This window comes from Shinella sp. OV683, assembly GCF_057787725.1.
The window spans coordinates 172,322-198,398 of the sequence record NZ_CM173543.1; the positions used below are offsets into that span (position 1 = coordinate 172,322).

The 26,077-nt window shown below is 60.1% G+C and carries 30 protein-coding genes and 1 tRNA gene; 24 read left to right on the top strand and 7 right to left on the bottom strand.

Annotated elements, in window-relative coordinates; all coding sequences use genetic code 11:
* Positions 1-885 (top strand): aromatic amino acid exporter YddG, encoded by an 885-nt coding sequence (gene yddG, locus ACXHRN_RS00850; RefSeq protein WP_488639472.1) that lies wholly within the window; start codon positions 1-3, stop codon positions 883-885.
* A gap of 6 nt (positions 886-891) precedes the next feature.
* Positions 892-1,764, top strand: a complete 873-nt coding sequence (gene gluQRS, locus ACXHRN_RS00855) for a tRNA glutamyl-Q(34) synthetase GluQRS (RefSeq protein ID WP_488639473.1) — start codon at positions 892-894, stop codon at positions 1,762-1,764.
* Here gluQRS and ACXHRN_RS00860 read toward each other — a convergent pair.
* Entirely contained in the window at positions 1,726-2,619 is an 894-nt protein-coding gene (locus tag ACXHRN_RS00860; RefSeq protein ID WP_488639474.1) for a YihY/virulence factor BrkB family protein, read from the bottom strand. The two genes, gluQRS and ACXHRN_RS00860, sit on opposite strands and share 39 nt — an antisense overlap.
* A gap of 83 nt (positions 2,620-2,702) precedes the next feature.
* On the opposite strand from ACXHRN_RS00860, the gene ACXHRN_RS00865 reads away from it, so the two are divergent.
* The 10 genes from ACXHRN_RS00865 to ACXHRN_RS00910 all read left to right on the top strand — a co-directional run bounded on the left by ACXHRN_RS00865 (position 2,703) and on the right by ACXHRN_RS00910 (position 9,972).
* Complete coding sequence (locus ACXHRN_RS00865; RefSeq protein WP_488639475.1) at positions 2,703-3,533, top strand: SDR family oxidoreductase; 831 nt, start codon at positions 2,703-2,705, stop codon at positions 3,531-3,533.
* 21 nt (positions 3,534-3,554) lie between these two features.
* Positions 3,555-3,758 (top strand): twin transmembrane helix small protein, encoded by a 204-nt coding sequence (locus ACXHRN_RS00870; RefSeq protein WP_488639476.1) that lies wholly within the window; start codon positions 3,555-3,557, stop codon positions 3,756-3,758.
* Between the two features lies 1 nt (position 3,759).
* A complete protein-coding gene (locus ACXHRN_RS00875; protein ID WP_488639477.1) occupies positions 3,760-4,338 on the top strand; it encodes a cob(I)yrinic acid a,c-diamide adenosyltransferase in 579 nt (192 codons plus the stop codon).
* Positions 4,339-4,428: 90 nt separating this feature from the next.
* Positions 4,429-5,202 carry a rhomboid family intramembrane serine protease gene (locus ACXHRN_RS00880; RefSeq protein WP_488639478.1) on the top strand — a complete coding sequence of 258 codons (774 nt, stop codon included), beginning with the start codon at positions 4,429-4,431 and terminating at the stop codon, positions 5,200-5,202.
* A 192-nt stretch (positions 5,203-5,394) separates the two neighbouring features.
* On the top strand, positions 5,395-6,141 hold the full coding sequence (locus ACXHRN_RS00885; RefSeq protein ID WP_488639479.1) for an electron transfer flavoprotein subunit beta/FixA family protein: 747 nt from the start codon (positions 5,395-5,397) through the stop codon (positions 6,139-6,141).
* A 23-nt stretch (positions 6,142-6,164) separates the two neighbouring features.
* The gene (locus ACXHRN_RS00890; protein ID WP_488639480.1) at positions 6,165-7,094 is read left to right on the top strand and encodes an electron transfer flavoprotein subunit alpha/FixB family protein; all 930 of its coding nucleotides are present in this window, start codon (positions 6,165-6,167) and stop codon (positions 7,092-7,094) included.
* A gap of 174 nt (positions 7,095-7,268) precedes the next feature.
* Positions 7,269-8,150, top strand: a complete 882-nt coding sequence (locus tag ACXHRN_RS00895; RefSeq protein WP_488639481.1) for a 3-hydroxybutyryl-CoA dehydrogenase — start codon at positions 7,269-7,271, stop codon at positions 8,148-8,150.
* A 121-nt stretch (positions 8,151-8,271) separates the two neighbouring features.
* Positions 8,272-9,285, top strand: a complete 1,014-nt coding sequence (locus ACXHRN_RS00900) for an aldose epimerase family protein (RefSeq protein ID WP_488639482.1) — start codon at positions 8,272-8,274, stop codon at positions 9,283-9,285.
* Positions 9,286-9,349: 64 nt separating this feature from the next.
* Positions 9,350-9,601, top strand: a complete 252-nt coding sequence (locus ACXHRN_RS00905; RefSeq protein WP_488639483.1) for a type II toxin-antitoxin system Phd/YefM family antitoxin — start codon at positions 9,350-9,352, stop codon at positions 9,599-9,601.
* Positions 9,598-9,972: a type II toxin-antitoxin system VapC family toxin gene (locus ACXHRN_RS00910; RefSeq protein WP_488639484.1), complete on the top strand. Its 375-nt coding sequence runs from the start codon at positions 9,598-9,600 to the stop codon at positions 9,970-9,972. Before ACXHRN_RS00905 ends, ACXHRN_RS00910 begins: the two co-directional genes overlap by 4 nt.
* A 24-nt stretch (positions 9,973-9,996) precedes the next feature.
* Here the strand turns inward: ACXHRN_RS00910 and ACXHRN_RS00915 are convergent, their stop codons facing one another.
* Both ACXHRN_RS00915 and ACXHRN_RS00920 read right to left on the bottom strand, forming a co-directional pair.
* Positions 9,997-11,007 carry a fumarylacetoacetate hydrolase family protein gene (locus tag ACXHRN_RS00915; RefSeq protein WP_488639485.1) on the bottom strand — a complete coding sequence of 337 codons (1,011 nt, stop codon included), beginning with the start codon at positions 11,005-11,007 and terminating at the stop codon, positions 9,997-9,999.
* Positions 11,008-11,147: 140 nt separating this feature from the next.
* On the bottom strand, positions 11,148-12,326 hold the full coding sequence (locus ACXHRN_RS00920; protein ID WP_488639486.1) for an AI-2E family transporter: 1,179 nt from the start codon (positions 12,324-12,326) through the stop codon (positions 11,148-11,150).
* A 253-nt stretch (positions 12,327-12,579) separates the two neighbouring features.
* Here ACXHRN_RS00920 and ACXHRN_RS00925 point away from each other — a divergent pair, with 253 nt between their 5' ends.
* The 4 genes from ACXHRN_RS00925 to ACXHRN_RS00940 all read left to right on the top strand — a co-directional run bounded on the left by ACXHRN_RS00925 (position 12,580) and on the right by ACXHRN_RS00940 (position 14,861).
* Positions 12,580-12,879 (top strand): hypothetical protein, encoded by a 300-nt coding sequence (locus tag ACXHRN_RS00925; protein ID WP_488639487.1) that lies wholly within the window; start codon positions 12,580-12,582, stop codon positions 12,877-12,879.
* Positions 12,880-13,088: 209 nt separating this feature from the next.
* The gene (locus tag ACXHRN_RS00930; RefSeq protein WP_488639488.1) at positions 13,089-13,862 is read left to right on the top strand and encodes a KilA-N domain-containing protein; all 774 of its coding nucleotides are present in this window, start codon (positions 13,089-13,091) and stop codon (positions 13,860-13,862) included.
* A gap of 156 nt (positions 13,863-14,018) precedes the next feature.
* On the top strand, positions 14,019-14,369 hold the full coding sequence (locus ACXHRN_RS00935) for a hypothetical protein (protein WP_488639489.1): 351 nt from the start codon (positions 14,019-14,021) through the stop codon (positions 14,367-14,369).
* Between the two features lie 93 nt (positions 14,370-14,462).
* Positions 14,463-14,861: a hypothetical protein gene (locus ACXHRN_RS00940; RefSeq protein ID WP_488639490.1), complete on the top strand. Its 399-nt coding sequence runs from the start codon at positions 14,463-14,465 to the stop codon at positions 14,859-14,861.
* Here ACXHRN_RS00940 and ACXHRN_RS00945 read toward each other — a convergent pair.
* The gene (locus ACXHRN_RS00945; protein WP_488639491.1) at positions 14,858-16,366 is read right to left on the bottom strand and encodes a S10 family peptidase; all 1,509 of its coding nucleotides are present in this window, start codon (positions 16,364-16,366) and stop codon (positions 14,858-14,860) included. The two genes, ACXHRN_RS00940 and ACXHRN_RS00945, sit on opposite strands and share 4 nt — an antisense overlap.
* 176 nt (positions 16,367-16,542) lie before the next feature.
* Between ACXHRN_RS00945 and ACXHRN_RS00950 the strand changes: the two genes are divergently transcribed.
* The 6 genes from ACXHRN_RS00950 (at position 16,543) to ACXHRN_RS00975 (ending at position 21,975) form a co-directional block, all read left to right on the top strand.
* Positions 16,543-16,671 (top strand): hypothetical protein, encoded by a 129-nt coding sequence (locus tag ACXHRN_RS00950; protein ID WP_488639492.1) that lies wholly within the window; start codon positions 16,543-16,545, stop codon positions 16,669-16,671.
* An 88-nt stretch (positions 16,672-16,759) separates the two neighbouring features.
* A complete protein-coding gene (locus tag ACXHRN_RS00955; protein ID WP_488639493.1) occupies positions 16,760-17,287 on the top strand; it encodes a hypothetical protein in 528 nt (175 codons plus the stop codon).
* Positions 17,284-18,210 (top strand): SH3 domain-containing protein, encoded by a 927-nt coding sequence (locus ACXHRN_RS00960; protein ID WP_488639494.1) that lies wholly within the window; start codon positions 17,284-17,286, stop codon positions 18,208-18,210. Before ACXHRN_RS00955 ends, ACXHRN_RS00960 begins: the two co-directional genes overlap by 4 nt.
* A 101-nt stretch (positions 18,211-18,311) precedes the next feature.
* Positions 18,312-19,223: a homocysteine S-methyltransferase family protein gene (locus ACXHRN_RS00965; protein ID WP_488639495.1), complete on the top strand. Its 912-nt coding sequence runs from the start codon at positions 18,312-18,314 to the stop codon at positions 19,221-19,223.
* A 16-nt stretch (positions 19,224-19,239) separates the two neighbouring features.
* Positions 19,240-20,439, top strand: coding sequence for an amidohydrolase family protein (locus ACXHRN_RS00970; protein WP_488639496.1), 1,200 nt, complete (start codon positions 19,240-19,242; stop codon positions 20,437-20,439).
* Positions 20,440-20,553: 114 nt separating this feature from the next.
* Positions 20,554-21,975 carry an amidase gene (locus tag ACXHRN_RS00975; RefSeq protein ID WP_488639497.1) on the top strand — a complete coding sequence of 474 codons (1,422 nt, stop codon included), beginning with the start codon at positions 20,554-20,556 and terminating at the stop codon, positions 21,973-21,975.
* 3 nt (positions 21,976-21,978) lie between these two features.
* Here ACXHRN_RS00975 and ACXHRN_RS00980 read toward each other — a convergent pair whose 3' ends face one another.
* The gene (locus tag ACXHRN_RS00980) at positions 21,979-22,731 is read right to left on the bottom strand and encodes a phosphatase PAP2 family protein (RefSeq protein WP_488639498.1); all 753 of its coding nucleotides are present in this window, start codon (positions 22,729-22,731) and stop codon (positions 21,979-21,981) included.
* Between the two features lie 165 nt (positions 22,732-22,896).
* Positions 22,897-22,972, bottom strand: a tRNA-Ala gene (locus ACXHRN_RS00985).
* Positions 22,973-23,150: 178 nt separating this feature from the next.
* On the opposite strand from ACXHRN_RS00985, the gene ACXHRN_RS00990 reads away from it, so the two are divergent.
* Together ACXHRN_RS00990 and ACXHRN_RS00995 are read left to right on the top strand one after the other, a co-directional pair.
* On the top strand, positions 23,151-24,551 hold the full coding sequence (locus tag ACXHRN_RS00990) for a phosphomannomutase (protein ID WP_488639499.1): 1,401 nt from the start codon (positions 23,151-23,153) through the stop codon (positions 24,549-24,551).
* Positions 24,552-24,578: 27 nt separating this feature from the next.
* Positions 24,579-25,028 (top strand): GNAT family N-acetyltransferase, encoded by a 450-nt coding sequence (locus ACXHRN_RS00995; RefSeq protein WP_488639500.1) that lies wholly within the window; start codon positions 24,579-24,581, stop codon positions 25,026-25,028.
* A 236-nt stretch (positions 25,029-25,264) separates the two neighbouring features.
* Here ACXHRN_RS00995 and ung read toward each other — a convergent pair whose 3' ends face one another.
* A complete protein-coding gene (ung, locus tag ACXHRN_RS01000; protein WP_488639501.1) occupies positions 25,265-25,957 on the bottom strand; it encodes a uracil-DNA glycosylase in 693 nt (230 codons plus the stop codon).
* Between the last annotated feature and the right edge of the window lie 120 nt (positions 25,958-26,077).

The following is a 26,077-nucleotide window of genomic DNA, read 5'->3' on the forward strand; positions in this document are numbered from 1 at the left end:
GTGAATTGGCGTGCGACTTTGATCGGATTTTCGGCGATTCTTATGTGGTCGTTGCTCGCACTCCTCACCGCCGCCTCGGGCAAGATGCCGCCATTCCAGCTTTCGGCTATTTGCTTTGCGATCGGCTCGCTGCCGGGCATCGCCGTTTTCATCGCCCGGCCCGAGCGGCTGAAGCTGCTGCGCCAGCCGCCCGCGGCCTGGGCGACCGGGGTCATCGGCCTGTTTGGCTATCACTTCCTCTACTTCACCGCGCTTCGCAACGCTCCACCGGCTGAAGCGGGTATCATCGCGTACCTGTGGCCGCTGTTGATCGTGTTGGGTTCGGCAATGCTGCCGGGCGAGAAGCTGCGCGCCGTGCATGTCATCGGCGCTTTGATCGGTTTTGCCGGGGCAGTTCTGATCATTTCCGGACGGCAGGCTGACGGGCAGGAATTCGGCGATGCTCAGCGGTGGATCGGCTATCTCGCAGCCTTCGCCTGTGCGTTCACCTGGGCTGGTTATTCCCTGATCAGTCGGCGATTCGGCGAAGTGCCGACGGACGCGGTGACAGGCTTCTGCCTCGCGACTTCGATTCTTTCGGCGATCAGCCACATGATGCTGGAGACCACTGTGTGGCCTGGCGCTGCGTCCGAATGGGTTGCGGTGATCGGTCTCGGCCTGTTTCCGGTCGGGCTTGCTTTCTATGCCTGGGACTATGGCGTCAAGAAAGGCAATATCCAGGTTCTCGGTGTCGCCAGCTACGCGGCGCCGGTGCTGTCGACGATCGCGCTGATCGTGGGCGGCTTTGCGTCGCCGTCCTGGCTCATACTGCTTGCCTGCCTGCTGGTCACAGGTGGCGCGCTGCTGGCCGTATCGGGCACATTCCGCAAACCCCAGCCCGCGTGACATCTGATGAACCCGGTTTTCCGTTTCGCCCCGAGCCCGAATGGAGAACTGCATCTCGGCCACGCCTTGTCCGCCTGGCTGAATTTCGAGATGGCGGAGGAGTCGGGTGGCACCTTTCTACTGCGGATCGAGGACATCGATCCCGCCCGCTGCCGGCCGGAATATGAGGTCCAGATCTATGAAGACCTGTACTGGCTGGGGCTGTCATGGCCGGAGCCGGTCCGCCGCCAGTCCGAGCATGCTGATTTTTATCGACAGGGTTTGGAGCAGCTGAAAGAGCAGGGGCTGGTCTATCCTGCCTTTCTCTCTCGCGCCGAGGTCAAGGCGCGGGTGGCTGCATTCGAGGCGGGGGGTGGCACCTGGCCGCGCGATCCGGATGGGACGCCGCATTATCCGATCGATGAGCGAAAGCTCGATCCAGCGATTGCGGCGAAACGTATCGCCGGTGGAGAGCGGCATGTGTGGCGGCTGGATATGGACAGGGCAGAGGGGGGTGATCGCCAGACTCTCTCCTGGCTGGAAACCGGCCACGGTATCCCTCAGACCATGTATGGGGATCCCTCCATCTGGGGCGATGTGGTGCTGTGGCGGTGGGATGCGCCGTCGAGCTACCATCTGTCGGTGGTGCTGGACGATGCGCTACAGGGTGTCACGCATGTGGTGCGCGGCCTTGACCTGATGCCGGCGACACCGGTGCATCGTCTGCTGCAGAGCCTACTGGACCTGCCGGTTCCGGAATATCATCACCATCGGCTGCTCGAGGACGATGATGGCGAAAAGCTTGCCAAGAGCCGTCGGTCCACGGGCTTGCGTGCATTGCGCGAACAGGGCTTTTCGCCGTCAGAGGTCCGCAGGCTTATCGGCCTGGTTGCCTTGTGACATCGACCTTGTCAGCAGGTGTCGGACGCGAAACTTCATCAAGGCGGCGTTAAGCTCAGCCCCCAGCATGAAAATCACGCCGGTCATGTAGAGAAACACCAACGCGATCATGATCGAGGCGAGGCCGGCATAGGTGGCGGCGTAGTTGGCGAAGGTCGAGAGATAGTAGCCGAAGATATAGGCGCCGGCGAACCAGGCAATGATCGTCAGCACGATGCCGGGCACGACGTCGAGGAAAGATCGCTTGCCTGCCGGTAGCCAGAGATGGGCGACGAACAGCGAAATCAGCAAGGTTGCGCCGGCGCCCCAAAGGCTCCAGTTGTCGACGACGACCATGAAATCCTGTGCCCACGGAATCCATCGGCCGGCAAAATGCACTGCCAATGGCGCGGCGACGAGGAAGGTCGAGAGCGCCACCAGCGCCAGCACGGCGGCGAGCACATAGCAGAGGCTGAGCGTGCGGGTGACATACCAGCGGCGTGGATCATAAACGCGGTAAGCGCGGTTGAGCGAGATGCGCAAAGCCTCGATACCGTTGGAGGCAAAATAGAAGGCGGCGAGCACCGAAATCGTCAACAGGCCGCCGCGCGGGATGGTCAGGACCTGGACGACTTCCTTGGAAATCGGCGCGGCGATGATGGCCGGCAAATTGTCGAAGATCAAATGCACTGCAGTGTCGGAGAATTGATCGGCGCCCATGAAGGTCGCAAGCGTGGTGCCGAAGATCAGGAAGGGAAAAATCGCCAGCAGTACGGACAGCGCGACGTGGCTGGCCATCGCCCAGCCGTCGTCCTCGCTGAAATGCCAGATGGCATCGAAGATCACTTTCCAGAACATGCGTAGCAGGGCGGGCATTCCACCTCCTGGCGGTCATCGGTCTTGGTATTTGGAATCAAATATGGGAGACCAAGCAACGTTTGTACAGGAATCGCAGGCATATGGATCAAAAACCAACCATCATCGTCACCGGCGCTTCATCCGGCATCGGCGCGCATTGCGTGCGCGCGCTCAAGACGGATGGCTGGCGGGTATTTGCAACGGTGCGCCGCGAGGACGACCGCAAAAGCCTGGAGGATGAAGGCATCGAGACCTTCATCATGGACTATACCAAGGCCGAAACGATCCATCAGTTGGTCGCCGACGTGTTCGCGCGCACCGGCGGTACATTGGACGCACTCTACAACAATGGCGCCTATGGCCAGCCGGGCGCGGTGGAGGATTTGACGACCGATGTGCTGCGCGTCCAGTTCGAGACCAACTTCTTCGGCTGGCATGAACTGACACGGGCGGTGATCCCGGCAATGCGCAAGCAGGGACATGGCCGGATCGTCCAGTGTTCCTCGATTCTTGGCCTTGTGCCCTATCCGTGGCGCGGCGCCTATACGGCATCGAAGTATGCGCTCGAGGGACTGACGGTTACGTTGGCGATGGAACTGAAGGATACCGGCATCAAGGTGAGCCTGATCGAACCAGGCCCGATCCGGAGCAAATTTCTTTCGGCTTCGCTGGCCGCGGCAGAAGCGAACATCGATATCGACAATTCCGTGCACTACAACGAGTACCAGCGGCAGCTGAAGCGGTTGCGTGGCGAGGCCGCCGGGGTCAAGGGCAAGCTCGGGCCAGAGGCTGTCTATGCCGTGTTGTCGCACGCCTTGACGTCCCAGCGTCCCAAACCGCATTATGTCATCACCACGCCGGCCAAGCGCGGCGTTCTTCTCAAGCGGCTCCTGCCTGCGGGCCTGTTCTACAAGCTCCTCAGCAGCATCTGATCGCACATACGGAATAAAGCCATGAGTACCGTTACCTATTTCGCCGCCATTGTCGTCATGTTCCTGGTGATCATCGTGCTGGGACGCGGCCTCTTCAACATGCTGAAAGGCGGCGATGGCAACACATCCAACAAGCTGATGCAGCTGCGTGTATTGCTGCAGGTAGTCGCCGTTGCGCTGATCATGCTGACCCTGTGGCTCACCGGCGGCGGGCGGCCTTCCTGACATGGTCAAGCTCAACAAGATCTACACGCGGACGGGTGACGACGGCACCACCGGTCTTGCTGCTGGTCCGAGACGCAGGAAGAGTGATCTTCGGGTCGAGGCCTTCGGCGCTGTCGACGAAGCCAATGCCGTGATCGGGGTCGCGCAATTGCACGCAGCCGAGACGCCGGGCTTTGACGCGATGCTCACCCGCATCCAGAACGATCTCTTCGATCTCGGCGCCGATCTTGCCACGCCGGATACAGGCGAAGCGATTGCCTGGGAGCCGTTGAGAATCATCGCCTCGCAGGTGACCTGGCTGGAGCAGGAGATCGACCGGTTGAACGCCGAACTCAAGCCGCTCAATTCGTTCATCCTGCCCGGCGGCTCGGCGCTGTCCGCGCATCTGCATGTTGCGCGCACCGTGGTGCGCCGTGCCGAACGGCTGATGGTGGCCCTCGCTGATCAAGAAGATGAGATCGTCAGCGCCGACGCGCTGAAATATATCAATCGCCTCTCCGACCTGTTGTTCGTCGCGGCCCGATATGCCGCCGACAAGGGCGCATCAGACGTACTCTGGGTGCCGGGAAAGAATCGATAAGGATGTCTCCCCGGCCTTTCCCCTTGTGGGAAGGGGTTGGGGAAGGATACTAAGGATTGCAGGCTCAATGGACGCGGGGATCCAGGCGCAATGTTCGTTCCGATTTATGACGTCAATGCGCTGCGATACATCAAGGTCCAATATGTCACGATCAGCCTGATCGTCATCAATATCCTGGTCTGGCTGGTGACTAGCCTCGGCGCCAGCGCGGAATTTTCCTACCACGCCTCGCTTGGTCTCGGATTCATCCCGGCGCTGATCTTCGACAACGCGCATCTTGAGCCGGGCCTCGAGATCGTGCCGGAAAATCTCACCTTCATTACCTATGCGTTCCTGCACGGCGATTTCTGGCACATCGCCACGAACATGCTGTTCCTGTGGGTGTTCGGCGACAATGTCGAGGACGCGATGGGGCACTTCCGCTTTCTGATCTTCTATCTGCTCTGCGCCGCGGCGGCCGCCTGGTTCCATGGCTATCTTCTGCCGCAGTCGGAAGGGCCGTTGATCGGCGCGTCGGGGGCGATTTCCGGTGTCGTTGCCGCCTATTTCTTCCTGCATCCGAAAGTGCGGGTCTGGGTGCTGATCTTGTGGCGAATCCCCCTGCCTCTGCCGGCCTTCATTCCATTGATCTTCTGGATCCTGCAGCAGGTCTACATGCTGGTTGTCGATCGCGACGGCAGCGTTTCCTTCGCGGCGCATGTGGGCGGCATTGTAGCCGGACTGGTGCTGACGCCCATCCTCAAACGCCGCAGCGTGCCGCTGTTTGACCGGACGATCACTGCTCCCAAAGCTGTCGTCACCGAATCGAAGGTGCCCGAGAAGGAAGCCGAGCGGCCTGAACCCACGCATTGGGGCCGTGGATAAAATCGATTTGACTGGCCATGGCGCGTATTGACGTGCACGTAAGGGCTCTATATTCCCGATGCGACATTGCGTCGGGGAGGGGAATGTGGTGCCAGATGGCGAGAAAATCCCTAAAACTGCCGCCAACAGACCATCAGAGCGTAGCGGAAGTGTCGCATTTTCCGCCGGAGTGACCAAACAGGAAGGGCAGCGATGAAAATCCTTGTGACCGTTAAGCGTGTCGTAGACTACAATGTGAAGATCCGCGTGAAGTCGGACGGCATGGGTGTCGAACTCGCCAACGTTAAAATGTCGATGAATCCGTTCGACGAAATTTCCGTCGAAGAGGCGCTCCGCCTCAAGGAAGCCGGCAAGGCCGAGGAAGTGGTCGTCGTTTCGGTCGGCCCGGCCAAGGCTGAAGAGACGCTGCGCACGGCGCTGGCCATGGGTGCAGACCGCGCCATTCTCATTGAGACCGACGAGCTGGTCGAGCCGCTGGCTGTCGCCAAGCTCGTCAAGGGCGTGGTCGAGGAAGAAAAGCCGGGCCTGGTGATCGTCGGCAAGCAGGCGATCGACGACGATTCCAACCAGACCGGCCAGATGCTTTCGGCGCTGCTCGGCTGGGCACAGGGCACGTTTGCCTCCAAGATCGAACTCGGCGACGGCACGGCCAATGTCACCCGCGAAGTCGACGGTGGCCTGCAGACCATCGCCGTCAAGCTGCCGGCCGTGGTCACCTCCGACCTCCGCCTCAACGAGCCGCGTTACGCCTCGCTGCCGAACATCATGAAGGCCAAGAAGAAGCCGCTCGACAAGAAGACGCCTGCCGATTACGGCGTCGATGTCACGCCGCGCCTCAAGGTCGTCAAGACGGAAGAGCCGTCGGGCCGCAAGGCCGGCGTCAAGGTCAAGTCGGTCGCCGAGCTGGTTGAAAAGCTCAAGACCGCCGGCGTGCTCTAAGAAATTCGAAAGGGAATTATCAAATGGCTATTCTTCTTGTTGCCGATCACGACAACGCTGCCCTTTCGGACCAGACCGCCAAGGTGCTCTCGGCTGCCACCGCAATCGGCGGTGACGTGCATGTGCTGGTCGCCGGCAAAGGTGCCCAGGCCGTGGCTGATGCCGCTGCCAAGCTCTCCGGCGTCTCCAAGGTCCTGCTCGCCGAAAGCGACGAATATGGTCACTTCCTGGCCGAGCCGCTCGCAGCCCTTATCGTTGCGATGGCGCCGGGCTACGACACGATCATCTCGGCCGCCACGGCATCCGGCAAGAACGTCCTGCCGCGCGTTGCAGCACTGCTCGATGTCGCACAGATCTCGGAAATCATCGAAGTGATCTCGGCCGATACCTTCAAGCGCCCGATCTATGCCGGCAATGCACTGCAGACCGTGCAGTCGACCGACGCCAAGAAGGTCATCACCGTGCGCACCGCAAGCTTTGCCGCCGCTGCCGAAGGCGGCTCCGCATCGGTGCAGACAATTGCCGCCGAAGCCAATCCGGGTCTTTCTAGCCATGTCGGTGACGCGCTGTCGTCGTCGGACCGTCCGGAGCTGACCTCTGCCAAGATCATCATCTCGGGCGGCCGTGCACTTGGTTCGTCGGAAAAGTTCAAGGAAGTCATCCTGCCGGTGGCCGACAAGCTCGGTGCCGCTGTCGGTGCTTCCCGCGCTGCGGTCGATGCGGGCTATGCCCCCAACGATTGGCAGGTCGGCCAGACCGGCAAGGTGGTTGCTCCGGATCTCTACATCGCCTGCGGTATCTCGGGCGCCATCCAGCATCTCGCCGGCATGAAGGACTCCAAGGTCATCGTCGCCATCAACAAGGACGAGGAAGCGCCGATCTTCCAGGTCGCCGACTACGGCCTCGTCGCGGACCTCTTCGAAGCCCTGCCGGAACTCGGCAAGGCGCTCTGAGAGGCCGATTAACCAGCTCTTCGCAATTGCGAAAAAGAACTGGCTATCGGGCATGAAGCGCATTATCAAAAGGCCGGGCTTGCGAAAACGCAAATCCGGCCTTTATATGTTCCAGAGAGGCCTTAAGGCCCGCGACAGGCAAATAACAACAATAATATTGGAAACGGTAAGACAATGGGCAGCGAAATCAGGACTATCGGGGTGGTCGGTGCGGGCCAGATGGGTTGTGGCATTGCCCAGGTTTCAGCCGCTGCCGGTTTCCGCGTCCAACTCTACGACCTTTCCGCAGAGCGGATCGAGGCGGCCCTTGCCACCGTCAACGGCAACCTTGCCCGACAGGTTGCGACCGGCAAAATGACCGAGGAAGAGCGCAAGATTGCACTCGGTAAGATCGCCGGCTCTGCCGATGTCAACGATCTGGCTTCCGCCGACCTGGTCATCGAGGCGGCGACCGAAGACGAATCCGTCAAGCGCAAGATCTATTTGTCGGTTTGTCCTGTGATGAAGCCCGAGGCCATCCTAGCCACCAACACTTCGTCGCTTTCGATTACCCGCCTTGCCTCGGCCACCGATCGGCCCGAGCGCTTCATGGGCATCCATTTCATGAACCCGGTTCCGGCGATGAAGCTGGTCGAGCTGGTGCGCGGTATCGCGACCGATGAAAAGACCTTCAATGCCGCCAAGGAATATGTGACCAGCCTTGAAAAGGTGATCACCGTTGCCGAGGATTTCCCGGCTTTCATCGTCAACCGCATCCTGCTGCCGATGATCAATGAGGCGATCTATACGCTTTACGAAGGCGTGGGCTCCGTCGACGCGATCGATACCGCGATGAAACTTGGTGCCAATCACCCGATGGGCCCGCTGCAGCTTGCTGACTTCATCGGGCTGGATACCTGCTTATCGATCATGCAGGTGCTGCATGATGGTCTGGCGGACAGCAAGTATCGCCCTTGCCCGCTGCTGGTAAAATATGTCGAGGCCGGTTGGCTGGGACGCAAGTCGGGTCGCGGCTTTTACGACTACCGCGGCGCCGTCCCTGTTCCTACACGCTGATATCAGTTCCATCGCCTCTCCAAACAATTGGGGAGGCGTGGTTGTTTTTGTTGCAGTCGGATCAAAAATCATACAATTTCCTGGGCATTGATCCGGTCGTCACCGGTGGCGGGGAGATGTGATGAGCAAGGGTGAAGTGTTTGGCACGGGCCGCAATGGCGAAACCGTTACGCGGATTTTCCTGAGGGGTGGCGGGCTTGCGGCAAATGTGCTGACATGGGGCGCAATCATCCAGGACCTGCGGCTGGAGGGCCATGACGCACCGCTGGTGCTGGGCTTCGAGGCGATGCCGGACTATCTCAATCACTCCCCCTATTTCGGCGCTACACCGGGCCGCAATGCCAATCGCATCGGCGGCGGTCACTTCGCCATCGACGGCCAGGAATACCAGCTCGAACTCAATGAGAAGGGTGTCACCCACCTGCATGGCGGCACCGATGGTATCGCCAACCAGAACTGGGATCTCATCGAAGTTTCCGACAGTCGTGTGATGCTGCAGATCACCGACCGCGACGGCCGGGCCGGCTATCCCGGCAATTGCACCGTCACCTGCATCTATGAACTCAAGCCGGGTGGCGTGCTGTCGGTGACCTATGAGAGCACCACCGACAAGCCGACCATCGCCAATGTCTGCCAGCACAGCTACTTCATCCTCGACGATTCAGGCGACACATCGGCTCATGAAATGATGATCAAGGCCGATTCCTACCTGCCGACAAATGCGTTACAGATTCCGGAAGGTGGCGCGAAAGATGTCACCGGCACGCCGTTCGATTTCCGCACAATGAAATCCGTCGTCCAGCATGAAAACGGTGCGCAGGTCCTCTACGATCACAATTTCTGCCTGTCGGATCAGCGCGTCGCCAAGCGGCTGGTGGCCGAGGCGCGCAGCCCGAAATCCGGTGTTTCGATGAAGGTGCTGACGACCGAGCCGGGCGTGCAATATTATGCCGCCTTCAAGACCAATGTGCCGGTGCCCGGTCTCGGCGGCCGCCATTACCCGCCATTCTGCGGCTTCTGCCTCGAAACGCAGATCTGGCCGGATGCGATCAACCAGAAGGGTTTTCCGAAAGCCGTATTGCGCCCGGGCGAAGTGCTGACCCAGGAAACGGATTACATCTTCGCAAAGGCTTGAGCTGTATTTGCCAGACGCGACAGGCCGGATTATACTTGATTGTGCCAATCGCGAGGCCATGTGCATGAACGTTTCGATCAAGGATGCCAAGGAACTACTGGAAGATCTCGTCCGCCGCGCCGAGGCGGGTGAGCATGTCGTGCTGACCCGTGATGGAAAGCCGGTCGCGGAGATCGGGCCGACGCCGGAGAAGGAGCAGGGCGAATCTTCGAAATTCGGTTCGCTGCCGCGCGTTGGTGCATTCAAGGACAAGGAGCTTTGGATCGCTCCCGATTTCGATGAACTCGGACCTGAATGGGACGAGTACGTGAAATGAACTCGTCCTATCTCGCTGACACGCATGTCATATTGTGGAGTTGGCATCAGCGGCAGGAGCTGCCTGCAAGGTATGCTGAAATCCTGGCATCCACTGTGCCGATCTATGCGAGTATCGTCAGCATATGGGAAATTTCGATCAAGGCCGGGATCGGCAAGCTACGCACGGTCGACAATGTGACCGAGAAGCTGGAGCAGACGGGCTTTAAACTTCTGCAAATTGAGCCACGACACGCTGAGGCGGTAAGACATCTTCCCCATCATCATCGCGACCCATTCGACCGAATGCTGATTGCCCAGGCGATGAGCGAGAACCTGCAGGTGCTCACCGCCGATCGCAATTTTGCGCTCTACGACATTTCGGTCGCCTGACATCAGTCTCCAGACGGACGCGTTCTACACCGACTTTTCGACCTTCTGCTCGATGGCGCCAAAGATCGAATGCCCGACGGCATCCTTCATCTCGATGCGGACGATATCGCCTTCCTTGAGGAATTGCGTCTTCGGATCGCCGGAAGAAAGCGTTTCGACCATGCGGGTCTCGGCAATGCAGGAGTAGCCTGCACCACCATCAGCGACCGGTTTGCCGGGGCCGCCGTCCAGGCGGTTCGAGACCGTGCCCGAGCCGATGATCGTACCGGCCGAGAGCGGCCGCGTGCGGGCTGCGTGCGCGACCAGCTGGCCAAAATCGAAGATCATGTCGACGCCGGCATTGGCGCGGCCAAACGGCTTGCCGTTGAGATCGACACGCAGGGGCAGATGCAGCTTGGCATCTTTCCAGGCGTCGCCCAGTTCGTCTGGCGTTGCCGCCACCGGCGAGAATGCCGACGACGGCTTGGCCTGGAAGAAGCCGAAACCCTTGGCAATCTCGCCCTGGGCCAGTGCCCGCAGGCTGATATCGTTGACCAGCAGCACCAGCACGATGGCCGCCTGAGCATCCTCGACACTTGCGCCCATCGGCACATCGCCGACGATGACGGCCACCTCGGCCTCCATGTCGAGGCCGAGGCTCTCGTCGATCAGCGGGATCGCGTCGCGTGGTCCGAGAAAGGTGTCAGAGCCGCCCTGATACATCAGCGGGTCGGTCCAGAGATTGGCGGGCATATCCATGCCGCGCGATTTGCGCATCAACTCGACATGGTGGACGTAAGCCGAAGCGTCTGCCCATTGATAGGCGCGGGGAAGCGGGGAGGCGGCATCGTGCTCGTGGAAGCGCATCGTCGGCTGGGAACCGGTCTCAATGCCTTCGGCGACGCGTATGAGCCGCGGGCCGGCATAATCCCAGTCATCAAGCGCCGCCTGCAATGTGCGGGCGATGTGGCCGACATCCGAGCAACGGGTCAAATCCTTCGAGACGACAACCAGCCGACCGTCTCGGGTCGAATCCTTCAATGTGGCGAGCTTCATGATTCAGTGTTTCCTCCACTCCAGCGCCGGCTTGCCGGTCGCAGCGCCGGTTGCCCGGTCGCTTCGGGATCGTGAAGGAATTTTGACGGTTTGTCATCCTGCAACTGCAGGCACCGGCTCTGAAGGGCGAGCAAGCCGCTTTATTGCGCGGCTTCGCTCGTTGCCGTTTCCACACTTTCGGCCACCTGCTGTGGTTCGTCGGTGGCTTCGTGCAGCCATTCCCGCCAGATGGCGACAAGAAGGGCCATCAGCACCGGCCCGAGGAAAAGGCCGAGAAAGCCCATGGTCTTGACGCCGCCGATCAGGCCGAAGAAGGTTGGCAGGAACGGCAGCTTGATCGGCCCGCCCACCAGTTTTGGGCGCAGCGTCTTGTCGACGATGAACAGCTCGATCGAACCCCAGGCCATCAGGGCCGCGCCTTCGAATGGCGAGCCGGAAGCCACGAGATAGATGGAGACCAGTGTGAAGCTGAGCGGCGCGCCGCCCGGTATCAGCGCCATGATGCCGGTGATCAGTCCGAGCGTCACCGGGGACGGCACGCCGGCCAGCCAATAGGCGCCACCCAGCACGATGCCTTCGCCGATGGCGATGATGGCCATGCCGGTGACGGTCGAGCTGATCGTCAGCGGCACGACGCGCGAGACGCGCTCCCAGCGCAGCGGCAGGATGCGTTCGCCCAACCGATCGAGTTGCTCCACCAGCTTCTCGCCGTCGCGATAGACGAAGAACAGCGTGATGAGCATGAAAAGCAGCGTCAGGAAGGCCTGGAAGGCCGAAGCGCCGATCACCACGACGCCATGATAGATGTTGCCGATATTGGAGCCGCTGATCAGCTGCACCAATTCGCCGAGGCCACCCGGCCGGCTGAGATATTTCATCCATTGCTCGGCGAGATCGGCGCCGACAACCGGAATGCCGTTGAGCCAGGTGGGCACGGAAGCACCGACCTTGTTGGCCTCGATCGCCCAAGCCGCCCAGATCTTCACTTCCTTGACGGCATAGACGACGGCGAGCGACACAGGCGCCACGATGAAAAACAGCACCAATATGATGGCGATCGTCGCTCCGAGGGTGCGGTTGCCGCCGATGGCGTTGAGCAGCCGGCGATAGATCGGCCAGCTGGCAAAGCCTATCACCAATGCTGCAAGCACCGGCACGATGAAGCCATGGAAGAAATATACGCCGGCGAGCAACACGAAAACCAGCAGCCAGCGGGCAATCGAGGTGGGGCCTACCAGTGTCGAGCGAGCATAGCCACCGCTGCCGAAAAGGCGCGATTCCGTGCGGGGTTCATCCTGCTCGCGACCGCTCAGATGCATGCTTCCTCCTCAGACGGACAAGCTGCCCGACGATGATCATCGACCGTGGCTACCCTATTTTTACGATGCGCCCTAGCAAAATTTCGGTGGGGTTTATGAAGATTGTGTGGAGGCGAACCTCCGAAAAGCGCTGAGCTTTGAACCAAGTCGATCGTAGTTTGGATTTGTCGCAATCTAAGAGTGTATCGAGTTGGTTGCGCTGCATCTCCGGCTCCCCGACTATTCCACCCGTTCGGGGGAGCACGAAAATCAGGTGGATAGCACGATCGAGGCGTTCATTGCGCGCTGGCAGGATCAACAAGGCGGCCAGGAACGAGCGAATTACGGCATGTTCCTGATGGAACTATGCGACCTGCTCGGGCAACCGCATGCGGATGTCGCCGGCGTCTCGACGGAGAACAATGACTATGTCTTTGAGCGGGTCGTAAAGGACACCGGCCGCGATGGCGCGGTTTCGAGCCAACTGACCCGCAACATCAATCCCCTCAGCTATGTATTGGGAGGGGTAATGGCAGGGGTCGACCTAATTTTTCAAAGAAGACTTGTAAATTAGGACAGTAAACCCCTAAATAGCAGGGTTGCGGTTTTATTAACCACAACAGAAACGAGTCGGCCCAGCGGTGTGTCGAGCACCACTGGGCCTGAGATAACCACCTTGCGGCGGGTATATGTGATCACATGGCATTTATGTAGTGGGGCCGATTCGAATGTCAAGAGGTTTCTAGCCTTCCGCATAAAGACATAACGAAAGGTTTATGTCGAATGTCGGAAATGAAGGTAATGATGTTTAAAAGCGCGCGTATTCGCGTGGATGAGAATGGGCTAGTTTGCCTAAACGATATCTACGATGCGGCGGGGTTTTCAAAGAATCAAAAACCCACCGACTGGATTGCCCTCCCAAGCGCCCAGAAGGAGGTTTCCGCATTGTTGCGTCGAAAGTCTGGAAAATCCGGACTTTGGACAAAAGAGGAAATGAAGTCCGTCTACTCCACCAAAAGAGGAGACTCAGGTGGGACGTGGGCGGACGAAAACCTTGCACTCGGGTATGCGGCCTATCTTTCACCTGCGTTGGCTGTCGAGATTCGTGACGTCTTCTTAAGGTTTAAAGCAGGCGATGAGACGCTTGTAGCTGAGATCCAGGAAAACAAAGCAAGGCGGGACAAGGCCTTTGACAGACACCGCGAGATCGGCAAACAAGTCCGGCGGAATTACACCGACACTCTTCAAGAGCGCGGCGTAAGGGAGTGGTATGAGTACGCGAACTGCACGAACGAGACCTACAAAGCTCTTTTTGGTGGCACCGCTTCTGAAATCCGCGAAAGACGGAAGCTTCCCAAGAAAGCTAACGTTCGCGACAAGATGTCGATCAGCGAATTGGCATATACTATGGCGTCCGAGGCGTTGGCAGTCGAACGTATTGATGGACAAGATGCAAACGGGTATCCGGCACTGAAAACTGAAACCCGACTTGCAGCCCAATCAATCAAGTCGGCGATTGAACAAGACCGCCAGAATAGGCAGACTAAGCTAGTATGAGACGAAAGGCGGGCTTAGGCCCGCCCTTCCCAATCCAATCTCCGTTCGCACCCATGGCCGCGGCCCGCAAAACAGTCTGATAGTTGTGTGTTTGAATATAATTATTCGTGCTGATTGAAATATGTTCACGTGCGGATTCCTTTTGGGGAGGGAAGCATGCATCAAAAAATGATATGCGCAGCGATTGCGGAACGGCAGGTTATTGAGCTTCGCTACGACAAGGACATCCAGTTCCGAAAATTCAACCCGCATATTGTCTGGAAGACAGATGACGGGAACGTACTGCTTGAGGGCCTTCAGGTACTAAATCCAGCAAAGCCGCTGGAACGAAACCGTTGGCGAAGATTTGCCCTTTCCGACGTTAAGGGCCTGAACGTCCTCAAAGAACTGTTCCGGATTGAGCCTACGTTTTATCCCCTCAATGAGAACTATGTCGGCGGGATCATTTGTGTCGTGCCTCAATATCTCCATCAAAATCCATTAGGTAACGTCGGCGGCGTCCGCTAATCGATCCTCAAAGTCAGCAAGCGGCACCTGACTATTTCTGCAGCGCACGTTTCATCCATTTCTGCTGTGGTTGCCGACCTGCCCGAGGAGGAGGTGCTCGCCCGACTCGTGGCGCTCAACAAGGAGTGGGCGGCAGAGGAAAAGCGCGGTCTGGTCCGCTGGCTGAGGCCCGACTACCAGATCCCGCGCTTCGGTTCGGAAAAGGAGAAGGCCGAGCAATTCGAGGCTGATCTCGGCACGCCCGTCGAACTCGTGGCATCCGGCCCCAAGCCATCCTATCCCACCGGCGACGACGTGGCGCAGACGGGTTTGGTCATCGATACCCTGATCGGAGCCGGCGGTGCGCTCGACGCATCGGCCATCTCTTCGCGCTTCAGGCAGGGCCAGAAGGTGCGCCCCGCCGTCACCAGCGTGCTGGCGTCACTGCATCGCATGGGGCTGGTGTCGAGCGCAGACGGCGGCCGGAGCTTTGCCTATCGTCGCGCCGCCTAGTCCAGCTTGGGCGCATGGGTGAAGAAGTCGCGTGCGTCCTTCGTGGCTGCCAGACGGGACGCCTCCGAGGTGTAGAACATGTGGCCGCCGCGATAGAGTTTCAGCGCCACGCGCCCGTCTGCGAGCGTCGGCGGCAGGTGGTCGAGCACATATTTGCTGGCGCCGTAGGGCGTCAGCACATCGCTATAGCCATGCGCCACCATCAGCCGGAAGGACGGGATGGTCGACAGCAGGATGCGGATATTATCATCGACGCCGGCATCGGCGCGCGTGCCGGAATTGCCGTCCGTCCAGTCCCACTTGCGGTTCACCTCGGTGTTTAGCAGCGAATAGGTCATCTCGCAGGGATAGCCGAGATCGTTCTTGGCATAGCTGGCAAATGCCGGCCCGTAGGCACGGGTGAAGCCGTCGAGCACGGGATCTTCGCCGCGATCGAAGGTGGCGTCGGGATAGGGGTCGGGCGCCACGTAGCCGGCATCATAGGGGCTGACGATCTTGCCGGATGCCGCTTCGACATTCTTGGCGTAGAGATCGCCGACAAAGCCGCGCGCCTTGGCAACGGCGGCCTCCGGGATGCCGGTCAGCTTTGCGACGCGGGCGTAAAAGGCATTGGCCGCCTCGCCCGTTGGCTGGGGGCCGGCCAGTGACACGAGGTAATCGGTCATGGCGAAGTGCTCGGCGCTCGCGACCGCATCCTCGCTGAAAGCGTGCCTGCGTTCCAGTTCGGCGGCCGCTAGCGAGGGAAATTGCAGGGCAGCGCCAAGCGGATAGTCCGTCGCGCCAAAAATCAGCTTTGCCTCGATCAGCGGCGACAACATCATGATGCCGGAGACCAGGATGCCCTGGCTGTCCTTCAGCGCCGTCGCCACCTTGGCAGCGCGGAAGCCGCCATAGCTTTCGCCGACCAGATATTTCGGCGATGCCAGCCGATTGTTGTGCTGCACATAGAGGGTGATCACCTTGGCGAGCGTTTCGGCATCCTGCTTGACGCCATAGTAACCCTTGGCCTTGTCCTCGCTGGTCGCCCGGCTCCAGCCCGTGCCGATCGGATCGATGAACACCAGATCGGTGAAATCGAGCCAACTGTCGGGATTGTCGGTGAGGATCGGCGTGGTGGCGTTGTTGCCCTGGGGACCAAAATTGAGGATCTTCGGGCCGATGATGCCGAGATGCAGATAGGCCGAGGCGGCGCCCGGCCCGCCATTGAAGACGAAGGCCAGCGGCCGATCAGCGCCACCGTCCTTGGCGACATAGGCGGTGTAGAACACCTTGGCCGAGATCGAGCCGTCCTGGCCGCGGAGGTCGAGTGTGCCGGCCGTGGCTGTGTAGGGCAGTGCACGCTTGGCGGTCTTGAGGATATGCTGGGTGACCGAATCCGCCGGCAGCATGCTGAAGATGCCGCTCTCGGCAGTGCTGCTTGGCTGCTGCTCGCCTTCCTGGGCATGCAGTGGGCCCGCGAGCAGGGCGATGGCGGCAAGGGCGGGAAGCAGTCGGCTGATTTTCACGGGCGGGTCCTCATGCGGGCAATTCTGGTAGCATCCAACTGGCCGTAGAATTGTGTCCAAGATTTGAGCGCGGCCGGCTTTATGTTTTCCTTATGGGTCGATCGCGCCATTCCAATCGATATCTTATGCGGATCGACACTATATATGATCATCATAATAGCGTGATGGTGAATGCCATGACTTTGAAAACCCAACACACGGACCGACCGCCAAACTTCTCCCTGCTGCTGACGATTGCCTTCGCTGCCATCCTGATGGTCGCCGCCATGAGCGCCTTCCAGCTGCTGGAAGCAATGATCGGCTAGCCCGCGCCTTCGCCGGAACTGTCTCGAACTCAGCGAATTTCTCGTTGTGGCCAAACGTTGAAGCTGCATATGTCTTGTCGCGTCGACAATGACCTGCTTTCAAGAAGGCCTTGTGCTGACGCTTCGTCGTGTCGCTGCCGTCATGGCGCTCAGTTTTTTTACCGCTCAGGCTGCCTTCGCCGGGGAATGTCGGCTTGATCATGCCTCCTACCGTGAGGAAAAATCCGGGGCCGAAATGCAGTTCCGACCCAAGGACACTGCGGTCGACAATACCCTGACGACGGGCCTGTTTGAGCTACACCTGCCTGGCATAAAGGATGCGTTTGCCGGCGACATCACCTGGAATGCCGGCAGCAATGCGCGGCCGGATGGCGAAATCACCCGACCATGCGGCGCTAATGAGGATGCCGAAGGTGGGGCTTGCTGGCTGTGGACAGGCAATGTCTTTACACTGGGAACGCAGAGTGCCGGACTACTGGAAAATGCTGATATGCTCGCACCCAAGGCACTCTTGTTGAGTGATTTCGGTCGATCGTTGCTCACATCTGAGGCTTTCGTCAAGGCCAATCCGGACCGCGGGGCTTTTGACGCCTTCATTCTGGCGGGCTGCAAATGACCCCTCGCAAAGCTGTTTTGGCGCTCATTCTTGGTGCGTTGGTTTGTCCGGTCCCTTCGTTTGCCGGTGAAGCGGATTGGCAGGTCAAGGCCGAGGCGCTGGTGCCGGCCGGCTATGTCGCAGGCCAGGTCTATCGCATCGATTACAGTGCGATGGCGGGCTACCTCGCGGCATTTCCGAAAGGCGCCAATGATATCGCGACCCCTGGCAGCGCACTTGACCCCGGCTATGTGGTGACCGCAAAGCTTCGCCAGGAAGGTGAAAAACTGGTCTTCGTCTCCGGCACGTTCGGCCCGCGCCCCGCCACCGATCTCTCCACGGATGCCAACGAGGACTATCACCGGGCGGTGCGCAAGACTGTTGCAGCAACGACCAAGGACCTTCCGACCGGTACCACGCTCTGCCTGATCTATGGGTGGTCGGCGGACAGGGATGGCAAGGGTCTGGACGTTCGTGCTGCACCTGCTGATAAGGCCGAAGTGCTCGGATCTCTGGCGCCGCCCTATCTGGATCCGAAGAGCGAGGTTTCGCCGGCCGAGGGCTGGCATGCCGAATTCACTGTGATCGGCTATCAGCACGGCTGGTTCCTGATCGACGACGCACAGGAGCCGGGTGCGCCCTATGAGGAAGCGAAGCCGGGCCAGAAGCCTTCCTATGCCGGGCGCGGCTGGGTGAAGACATCAGAGGTTCTGGCAGCCTATGCCAATACCGAGATGCCGCAGGGCTGGCTGCTGCAGGCGCCCAATATCGACGCCGCGGCCTTCGTGCCGAAGGACGCCGCTCCCGGCGACAGGTTGTCGATCGATGGCACGCTGAAGACATTGCTTGCCTGTTCCGCCAACTGGGCACTGACAGAAAACACCAATGGCGTAGTCGGCTGGTGGCGTGGCATCTGCTCCAACCAGGCGACCAACTGTAGCTGAAGCTGATCTGCTATCCACAGGTCAGCACTCCCGCCTCGCAATTGCACCGACGTCCTTCATCCGATACTTGTTTGAAAAGGTTGGTTGATTTGGAGGGCCTGATGGGCAAGATACGCATCCTCGATGGCGGCATGAGCCGGGAACTTATTCGTCTCGGTGCCGAGTTGCGGCAGCCTGAATGGTCGGCGCTCGCCCTGATCGAAAAGCCCGAGATCGTCGGCCAAGTGCATGCCGAGTTCATCGATGCCGGTGCCGATGTCATCACCACCAACAGCTATGCCCTCGTGCCCTTCCATATCGGCGAGGAGCGTTTCCAGTCGCAGGGGGCGTCGCTGATTGCGCTGTCCGGCAAGCTGGCACGGCAGGCTGCCGATGCCCGCACCGACCGCAAGGTGTTGGTGGCCGGTTCGCTGCCGCCGATTTTCGGTTCCTACGAGCCACAGCTTTTCGATCCGGCGCGGGTACAGGATTACCTGTCTGTACTGGTTCGCGAATTGTCGCCCTACGTCGATGTCTGGCTGGGCGAAACGCTGAGCCTGATTGCCGAGGCAGAAGCGGCACGGGTCGCGGTCGCCGCGACCGGCAAACCGTTGTGGATTTCGTTCACGCTTGCTGACGACGCCGAGGTAACGGACACAAGCGCGCCAAGGCTTCGCTCGCGTGAGCTTGTATCGGACGCCGCCGCCTGGGCGGCAGGTTCGGGTGTGGAAGCCCTGCTTTTCAATTGCAGTCGGCCCGAAGTGATGCGGGCCGCTGTCACGGCAGCCGCAGATGTTTTCAGGAAACACGATTCGCAGATCGAGATTGGCGTCTATGCCAATGCCTTCGAGCCGGAAACGGATGGCGCGGCCAACGAAACGCTGCATGACACGCGCGAAGACTTGACGGCGGATCACTATTCGCGCTTTGCCTGCGGCTGGGTCGAAGCCGGGGCCACGATGGTGGGCGGTTGCTGCGGCATCGGCGCTGCGCATATCCAGCGGCTGGCACATGCTTTGCGCGGCGATATGTAGCGATTGGGAGATTTCCGTGAGCGGGATCGAGACACTTTTCACACAGGCGAAGCTGGCTGACGGATCGCTCAATGATATCGGCGTGGCGGGCGGCAGGATCGTCTCGATCACGCCAGCCGGCTCGGTAACGGGTGCACCGGCCACCATCGATCTCGGTGGTGCGCTGTTGGTGCCCGGTTTCGTCGAGGGGCATATCCATCTCGATACGAGCTTTTTCGGCGACAAATGGATTCCACATAAGCCCTGCACCAATGGTTTCGACGTGCATGAACGCGTTGCCTTCCTGGCCGAGAATTTGGCTCAGGCAGCACCGATGGCAGAGCGCGCACGCAATCAGCTCGATCTCTGCATCGCCAATGCCAGTACCGCGATGCGCAGCCACGTGATGGTCGATGGTTCGGTCGGGCTGAAATCGCTCGAAACCATTTTGGCAGTGCGCGAAGAATATCGTGGACTGATCGATATCCAGCTCGTCGCCTTCCCGCAAAGCGGTATTCTCAAGAGCCCCGGCACGCCAACGCTGCTGCATGAAGCAATCGCGCTGGGAGCCGATGTCGTCGGTGGTCTCGATCCCGGCAGTTTCGACAGGGATGTCAATGGTCACCTCGATGTTGTGTTCGGCGTTGCCGAAAAGCGTGGCGTCGATATCGATATCCATTTGCACGATGCCGGCACGCTCGGGCTGTTCACCATCGAGGAAATCTGTGCACGCACCAGGGCGCTCGGCATGGGCGGACATGTGGCGGTCAGCCATGCCTATGGTCTCGGCGACTTGCCGCCCGATGCCGCCAAAAAGGCCGCCGACCTGATTGCTGCCAGCGGCGTCTCCATCATGACCAATGCGCCGGGCAATCACAATTTCCCACCGGTGGCACTGTTGCGGTCGGCCGGCGTCTCGGTGTTCAGCGGCAGCGACAATATCCGCGATTCCTGGTGGCCCTACCGCGATGGCGACATGTTGGGCCGTGCCATGATGATCGGCTACCGCTCGGGATTCTACACCGATGAGGAACTGGCAAGCGCATTCGATGTGGTGACTGAGGCAGGTGCCAAGGCGTTGAGGCTGGAAGGCTATGGTATCATGGTGGGCTCAAGGGCTGACTTCGTGACGCTGGCAGCCGAGCATGTGCCGGAAGCGGTCGTGGCGGTTCCCAAGGGACGTTCAGTCTACAAGGCCGGCAAGCTCGTCGCGCAGAACGGCGCCGTGATACGCTGACGATCAATGGCGCCAAGGTACTGAAGGGCGGTGCAAGGGTTTCGAAAGCACTCGCCCCATTGATCCCCAAGCCCGAACCGCTCTAGTCTCGGTGGAATCAAATGGGAGCCTGCCTTGAGTGACATAACCAGCTTGTCCGCCGTTGAACTGTCCGCCGCAATCCATGCCCGCCAAATCTCCTGCCAAGCTGTCATGCAGGCCTATCTGGAGCGCATCGGAGCCATCAATCCGAAGATCAACGCACTCGTCAGCCTGAGGGATGCGGATGCGCTGATGGCGGAAGCAGCAGATGCCGATCGCGCGCTAGATGAAGGGCGCTCACGTGGTTTCCTGCATGGCTTTCCGTTTGCGATCAAGGACCTGTCTGAGGCCAAGGACCTGCTCTGCACCTATGGTTCGGCGATCTACGCGGATTTTATTCCCGATTTCGATGATATCCATGTCGAACGCATTCGGGCTGCCGGGGCCATCATCATCGGCAAGACCAACGCCCCGGAAATGGGGCTGGGGTCGCACACCTACAATCCGGTCTTCGGCATCACCCGCAATCCCTATGATCTTGCGAAAAGCGCCGGCGGTTCGAGCGGCGGTGCGGCGGCCGCGCTGGCGGCCCGATTGGTGCCACTTGCCGACGGCAGTGACATGATGGGATCGCTGCGCAATCCTGCCGGTTTCAACAACGTCGTGGGTTTCCGGCCGTCCTTCGGGCGGGTGCCGGGGCTTGGCAACGAGCTTTTTCTCGGTCAGCTGGCGGTCAATGGTCCGATGGGCAGGTCGGTGGGTGATGTCGCTGCCCTGCTCGCCATCCAGGCCGGCCGCGATCCGCGCGACCCGCAATCTCTGCCGACCGAGGATATTGCCTTGGAGTCCGCACCGAATGTCTCCGGCATGCGGATCGGCTGGCTGGGTGATTACGATGGCTATCTGCCCTTTGAGCCTGGGGTGCTGGAGCTTTGCGCGTCGTCGCTCGATACGTTCTCCGCCATGGGGGCAAAGGTCGAGCCTGTGGCGAGTGGCTTCCCTATGGATCGGCTTTGGCAGGGCTGGCGGACACTCAGGCATTTTCTGGTGGCGGGCGGGCAGGCCGCTGATTACGCCGATCCCGCCAAGCGCGCCTTGATGAAACCCGAAATGATCTGGGAGATCGAAAACGGCCAACGACTGTCGGCGGCGGAGGTCTATGCGGCCTCGGTGATCCGCAGCGACTGGTATCGCTATCTGCTTGGCCTGTTCGAGCGTTTCGATTTCCTGGTCCTGCCGTCGGCGCAGGTGTTCCCGTTCGATGCCGAAATGCATTGGCCAAAGGAAATCGCAAGCAGGGCGATGGACACCTATCATCGCTGGATGGAAGTGGTGATCGGCCCGACAATGGCGGGACTGCCGGTGGCGGCGATGCCTGCCGGTTTCGGGACAAATGGACTTCCAGCCGGCATTCAGATCATCGGCCGGCCGCAGGCAGATCGCGCCGTTTTGCATATGGCTGCCGCTTACGAGGCGCAGACAGACTGGCTGACACGTGAGCCCGCTGTTCGGTAGAATCTAGCTCTTGTCGTTCGGCACTGGCGCTTCGTCTTCAACCAGGGAGACGTTCTCCCGGCGCAGGAATATCCTGGCGACCAGCCAACAGGCACTTGCCCAGGCGGCGCCCGCACACCAGCCGCCGATCACGTCGGTGGGATAGTGGACGCCGAGAAACACCCTGCTCATGCCGATCAAAAGCGTCAGGAAAACTGCGACCACCATGAAATAGATGCGGATCGTCTGGCTGGCCTGCGTCCGTGACAGCAGGGCCGCCAGCGTCAGATAGGTGACCGCCGACAGCATGGCATGGCCGCTGGGGAAGCTGAGATCGTGGACCTCGACGAGATGCGGGACGATATCCGGCCTCGGCCGCGCGACCCCCAGCTTGAGGCTGTTGCTGACGAGCCAACCGCCGGCCACGGCGATCAGCAGGAAGACCGCCGTCGAGGTGCGTTTCGAGAGCAGCAGGAAGATGATGGTCAGCGCCGTCATCAGCGTCAGCACGGTGGTGCCGCCGAGGCTGGTAATGTCGGTCAAGGCGTGGGTGACCCAAGACGGCCCGATCGGCACGGCGAGATCGCCGGGTTGGCGAAGCGCGCGCAGGATGGCTTCGTCAAAATGCCGCGTTTCGCCCTCAAGCGTCTCATCCATCAGTCGTACAAAGATGAACAGACCGATGGATGCGACGCCGAAGGCCATCCAGGCAAGAGGTTCAGAGCTTCGGGCCCGATCCTTGAGGGACGTGGCGAAAGACGAGACGCGTTCGAGCAATGTGTTTTCCTGGCTTTATCGGGCTATGGATATGGATAGGCACGGCTGCGGCGAGGCATCGCCGATGTCCGCAGACGTCTAACCACTGCATCGATTAACGTCCAATCGTGTCAGAAAAGCAGTGCTTCGATGTATTGGCAAGTGTCTGGTCGCAAAGGATATATTTGGTGGAGCCAGGCGGGATCGAACCGCCGGCCTCTACATTGCGAACGTAGCGCTCTCCCAGCTGAGCTATGGCCCCACATGCGCCTTTTAAACGGCACAGCATTTAGATAGCACGTCCCGATAAAACTTCAATTCGGTGCGACCCTAAAATCACGGCCGGGATCGAATTTACCAAGCGGGGCATGTTTGTTTTGCATCGCGGTATAATTCGGTTAATGCTCTGGCTCATCACGATCAGACAAGAGGGACGACGCGTGGCAGCTGCATTTGGAACATCTGGACTTCGTGGTCCGGCGACGGATTTCACTGAAAGCGTCTGCACGGCTTATATCACAGCCTTTCTGGAGAGATGCGCCGGCCAGACGCCGGGCCGGGTGGCCTATGTTGCCGCCGACTTGCGGGATTCGAGCCCGCGCATAGCCGGCCAGTGCCTGGCAGCGGTCAAGGCGCTTGGCTGGGAGCCGGTCTGGGCGGGCACCGTGCCGACGCCGGCGGTCGCCGCCTATGCGATGGCGCGCAATGCGCCGGCGATCATGATCACCGGCAGCCATATTCCCGAGACCTATAACGGCATCAAGTTCTATCGCCCGGATGGCGAGTTCCTCAAGGAAGACGAGGCACCGGTGCGGGTTCGCGCCGAACAGATCATTGCAGAGGACCGCAAGGCCGCTGCGATCGCGCCCGGCGCACCATTGGCAGCCGTTGCGGAGGATTATGTCCGCCGCTACGTCTCCGCCTTCGGCGCCGCTGCGCTGTCGGGGCTGAAGATCGGCATCGACCTGCATTCCGCCGTTGGCCGCGACCTGATGGTGCAGATCTTCGAAGGCCTCGGTGCCGAGATCCATTCGTTTCGCCGCGTCGAGCGCTTTGTCGCCGTCGATACCGAGGCGCTTGATGCTGACGATATCGCCCGTTCGCGGGCACTGATCGAAGAGCTTGGCCTGGATGCGGTCATCTCCACCGATGGCGATGGCGACCGGCCGCTGGTGATCGATGACAAGGGACGGCAGATCAACGGCGACGTGCTTGGCGTGCTGACGGCCAAGGCGATCGGCGCGAAAACCGTGGTGACGCCGCTCTCCTCGACCAGCGCCATCGAGCAATCCGGCTGGTTTGAGACGATCGAGCGCACGCGCATCGGCTCGCCTTATGTGGTGGCCGGCATGGCAGAGGCGGTGCTGCATCCGGTGGTTGGTTTCGAGGCCAATGGCGGCTTCCTGCTTGAGGACGATATCACGCTTGCCAATGGCAAATTGACCCGCCTGCCGACCCGCGATGCCGTGCTGCCGGCGGTTGCCTGCCTGGTGTTGGCCAAGGCCGAAGGCAAGAGCCTTTCGGCGCTTGCAGCCACGCTGCCTTCGCGCTTCATGAAGGCGGATCGCGTCAAGGATGTCTCGGCAGAAAATGCCAAGCTTTTCCTCGAGCAGATCGAAACATCGGCCGATTTCCGTGCCGAATTCGATTCCCGCATCGCGTCGCCGGTCGAGATTGCAACGCTGGACGGGGTGCGCATGTCGTTCGCCAACGGCGACACGGTGCATTTTCGTCAGTCCGGCAATGCGCCGGAAATGCGCATCTATGTCGAGACGGGAACGCAGGCAGGCACCGAGCGATTGCTGTCGGAGTTGATCGCCAAGCTCGCACTGCAGTTTTGATAGGAATATCTTCGGGGGAGGGGACGAATGACGACAATTGCCGAAATCCGCGACGCACGGGCGGGGGATCTTGCGGAGTGGATGCCGCTCTGGGAGGGCTATCTCACTTTCTACAAGGTGGAGATCGCGCCTGATATCACCATGAACACATGGGCGCGCATCCTCGATCCGATGAACCTGCTCAATGCGCGCGTGGCATTTGTCGGCGGCAATATGGTCGGCTTTGCCCATCACCACACGCATCTGACGACGTGGGACACGCGACCGGTCTGCTATCTCGAAGACCTGTTCGTCAGCCCAACCGCGCGCGGGCTCGGCATCGGGCGGCAACTGATCGACGACATGATCGCGCTCGGCAAGCAGAAGGACTGGGCGTCGGTCTACTGGATCACCGCCGAGGACAACAAGACGGCGCAAGGGCTCTACGACACCTACAACAAGCGCGATCCGTTCATTCGGTATAGCGTGGTGCTTTAGCAGCTGCAAAAGACTTGGGGTCAGTTTCGACAAGCGCAAATCTATCCCCGTCATTCCTAGGCTTGTCCTAGGAATCCACCATCGGCGCGTCTGCGCCGCCAAAGAGTCTTTTGCGCTCAAAGACTTGAGCGCGCTGGATTCCTGTAACAAGCACAGGAATGACGGTGTGGAGGGTGCCGCGCTCCAACAAAATAGTCGTGGTGAAGTTTTCTAGCACGTCGCTTCGCACCGACTTGCTACACTGTGGCGGGCAACTGCCAGTCGATCGGTTCGATGCCATGGGCTTTGAGAAAGTCGTTGGCTTTGGAGAAATGCTTCGAGCCAAAGAAGCCGTTATGCGCCGAGAGCGGGGAGGGATGCGGTGCCTTCAGCACCAGATGCTTCCTCTGATCGACGAAGGCTGCCTTCTTCTGCGCATAGGAGCCCCAGAGCATGAAGACGGCGGGCGTCTGCTGTTCGTTGACACGCGCGATCACCGCATCGGTGAATTTTTCCCAGCCCTGGCCTTGATGCGAGGCAGCCAGCGAGCGCTCGACCGTCAGCACGCTGTTGAGTAGCAGCACGCCCTGTTTGGCCCAATGTTCGAGAAAGCCATGACGCGCCGGTGGAATGCCGAGATCGGACTGCATTTCTTTATAGATATTGACCAGTGAGGGTGGGATCCTGACTCCCGGCTGCACCGAGAAGCACAGGCCATGCGCTTGTCCGTCGCCATGATAGGGATCCTGGCCAAGGATGACGACCTTCACCTCGCCGAGCGGTGTCAGGTCGAGTGCGCGGAAATATTCCGAACCTCTGGGGAAGATCACCTTGCCGGCTTGCTTTTCGGCCTGCAGGAAGGATTTCAGGTTTGCCATGTAGGGTGCTGAGAATTGGTCGGCCAGCGCCTGTTTCCAGCTGTCTTCGAGCTTGATTGCGGTGTCGGGCATTGGCGTCTCCTTCGGTGGAAGGGAAACCGATACACAGCCCGATCGCAAGCTCCTCTTTGGTTTATGCACAGGGCCAGCCAAAATCCGTCGCAATTGCGACGGGAATACACGCGCCATCGC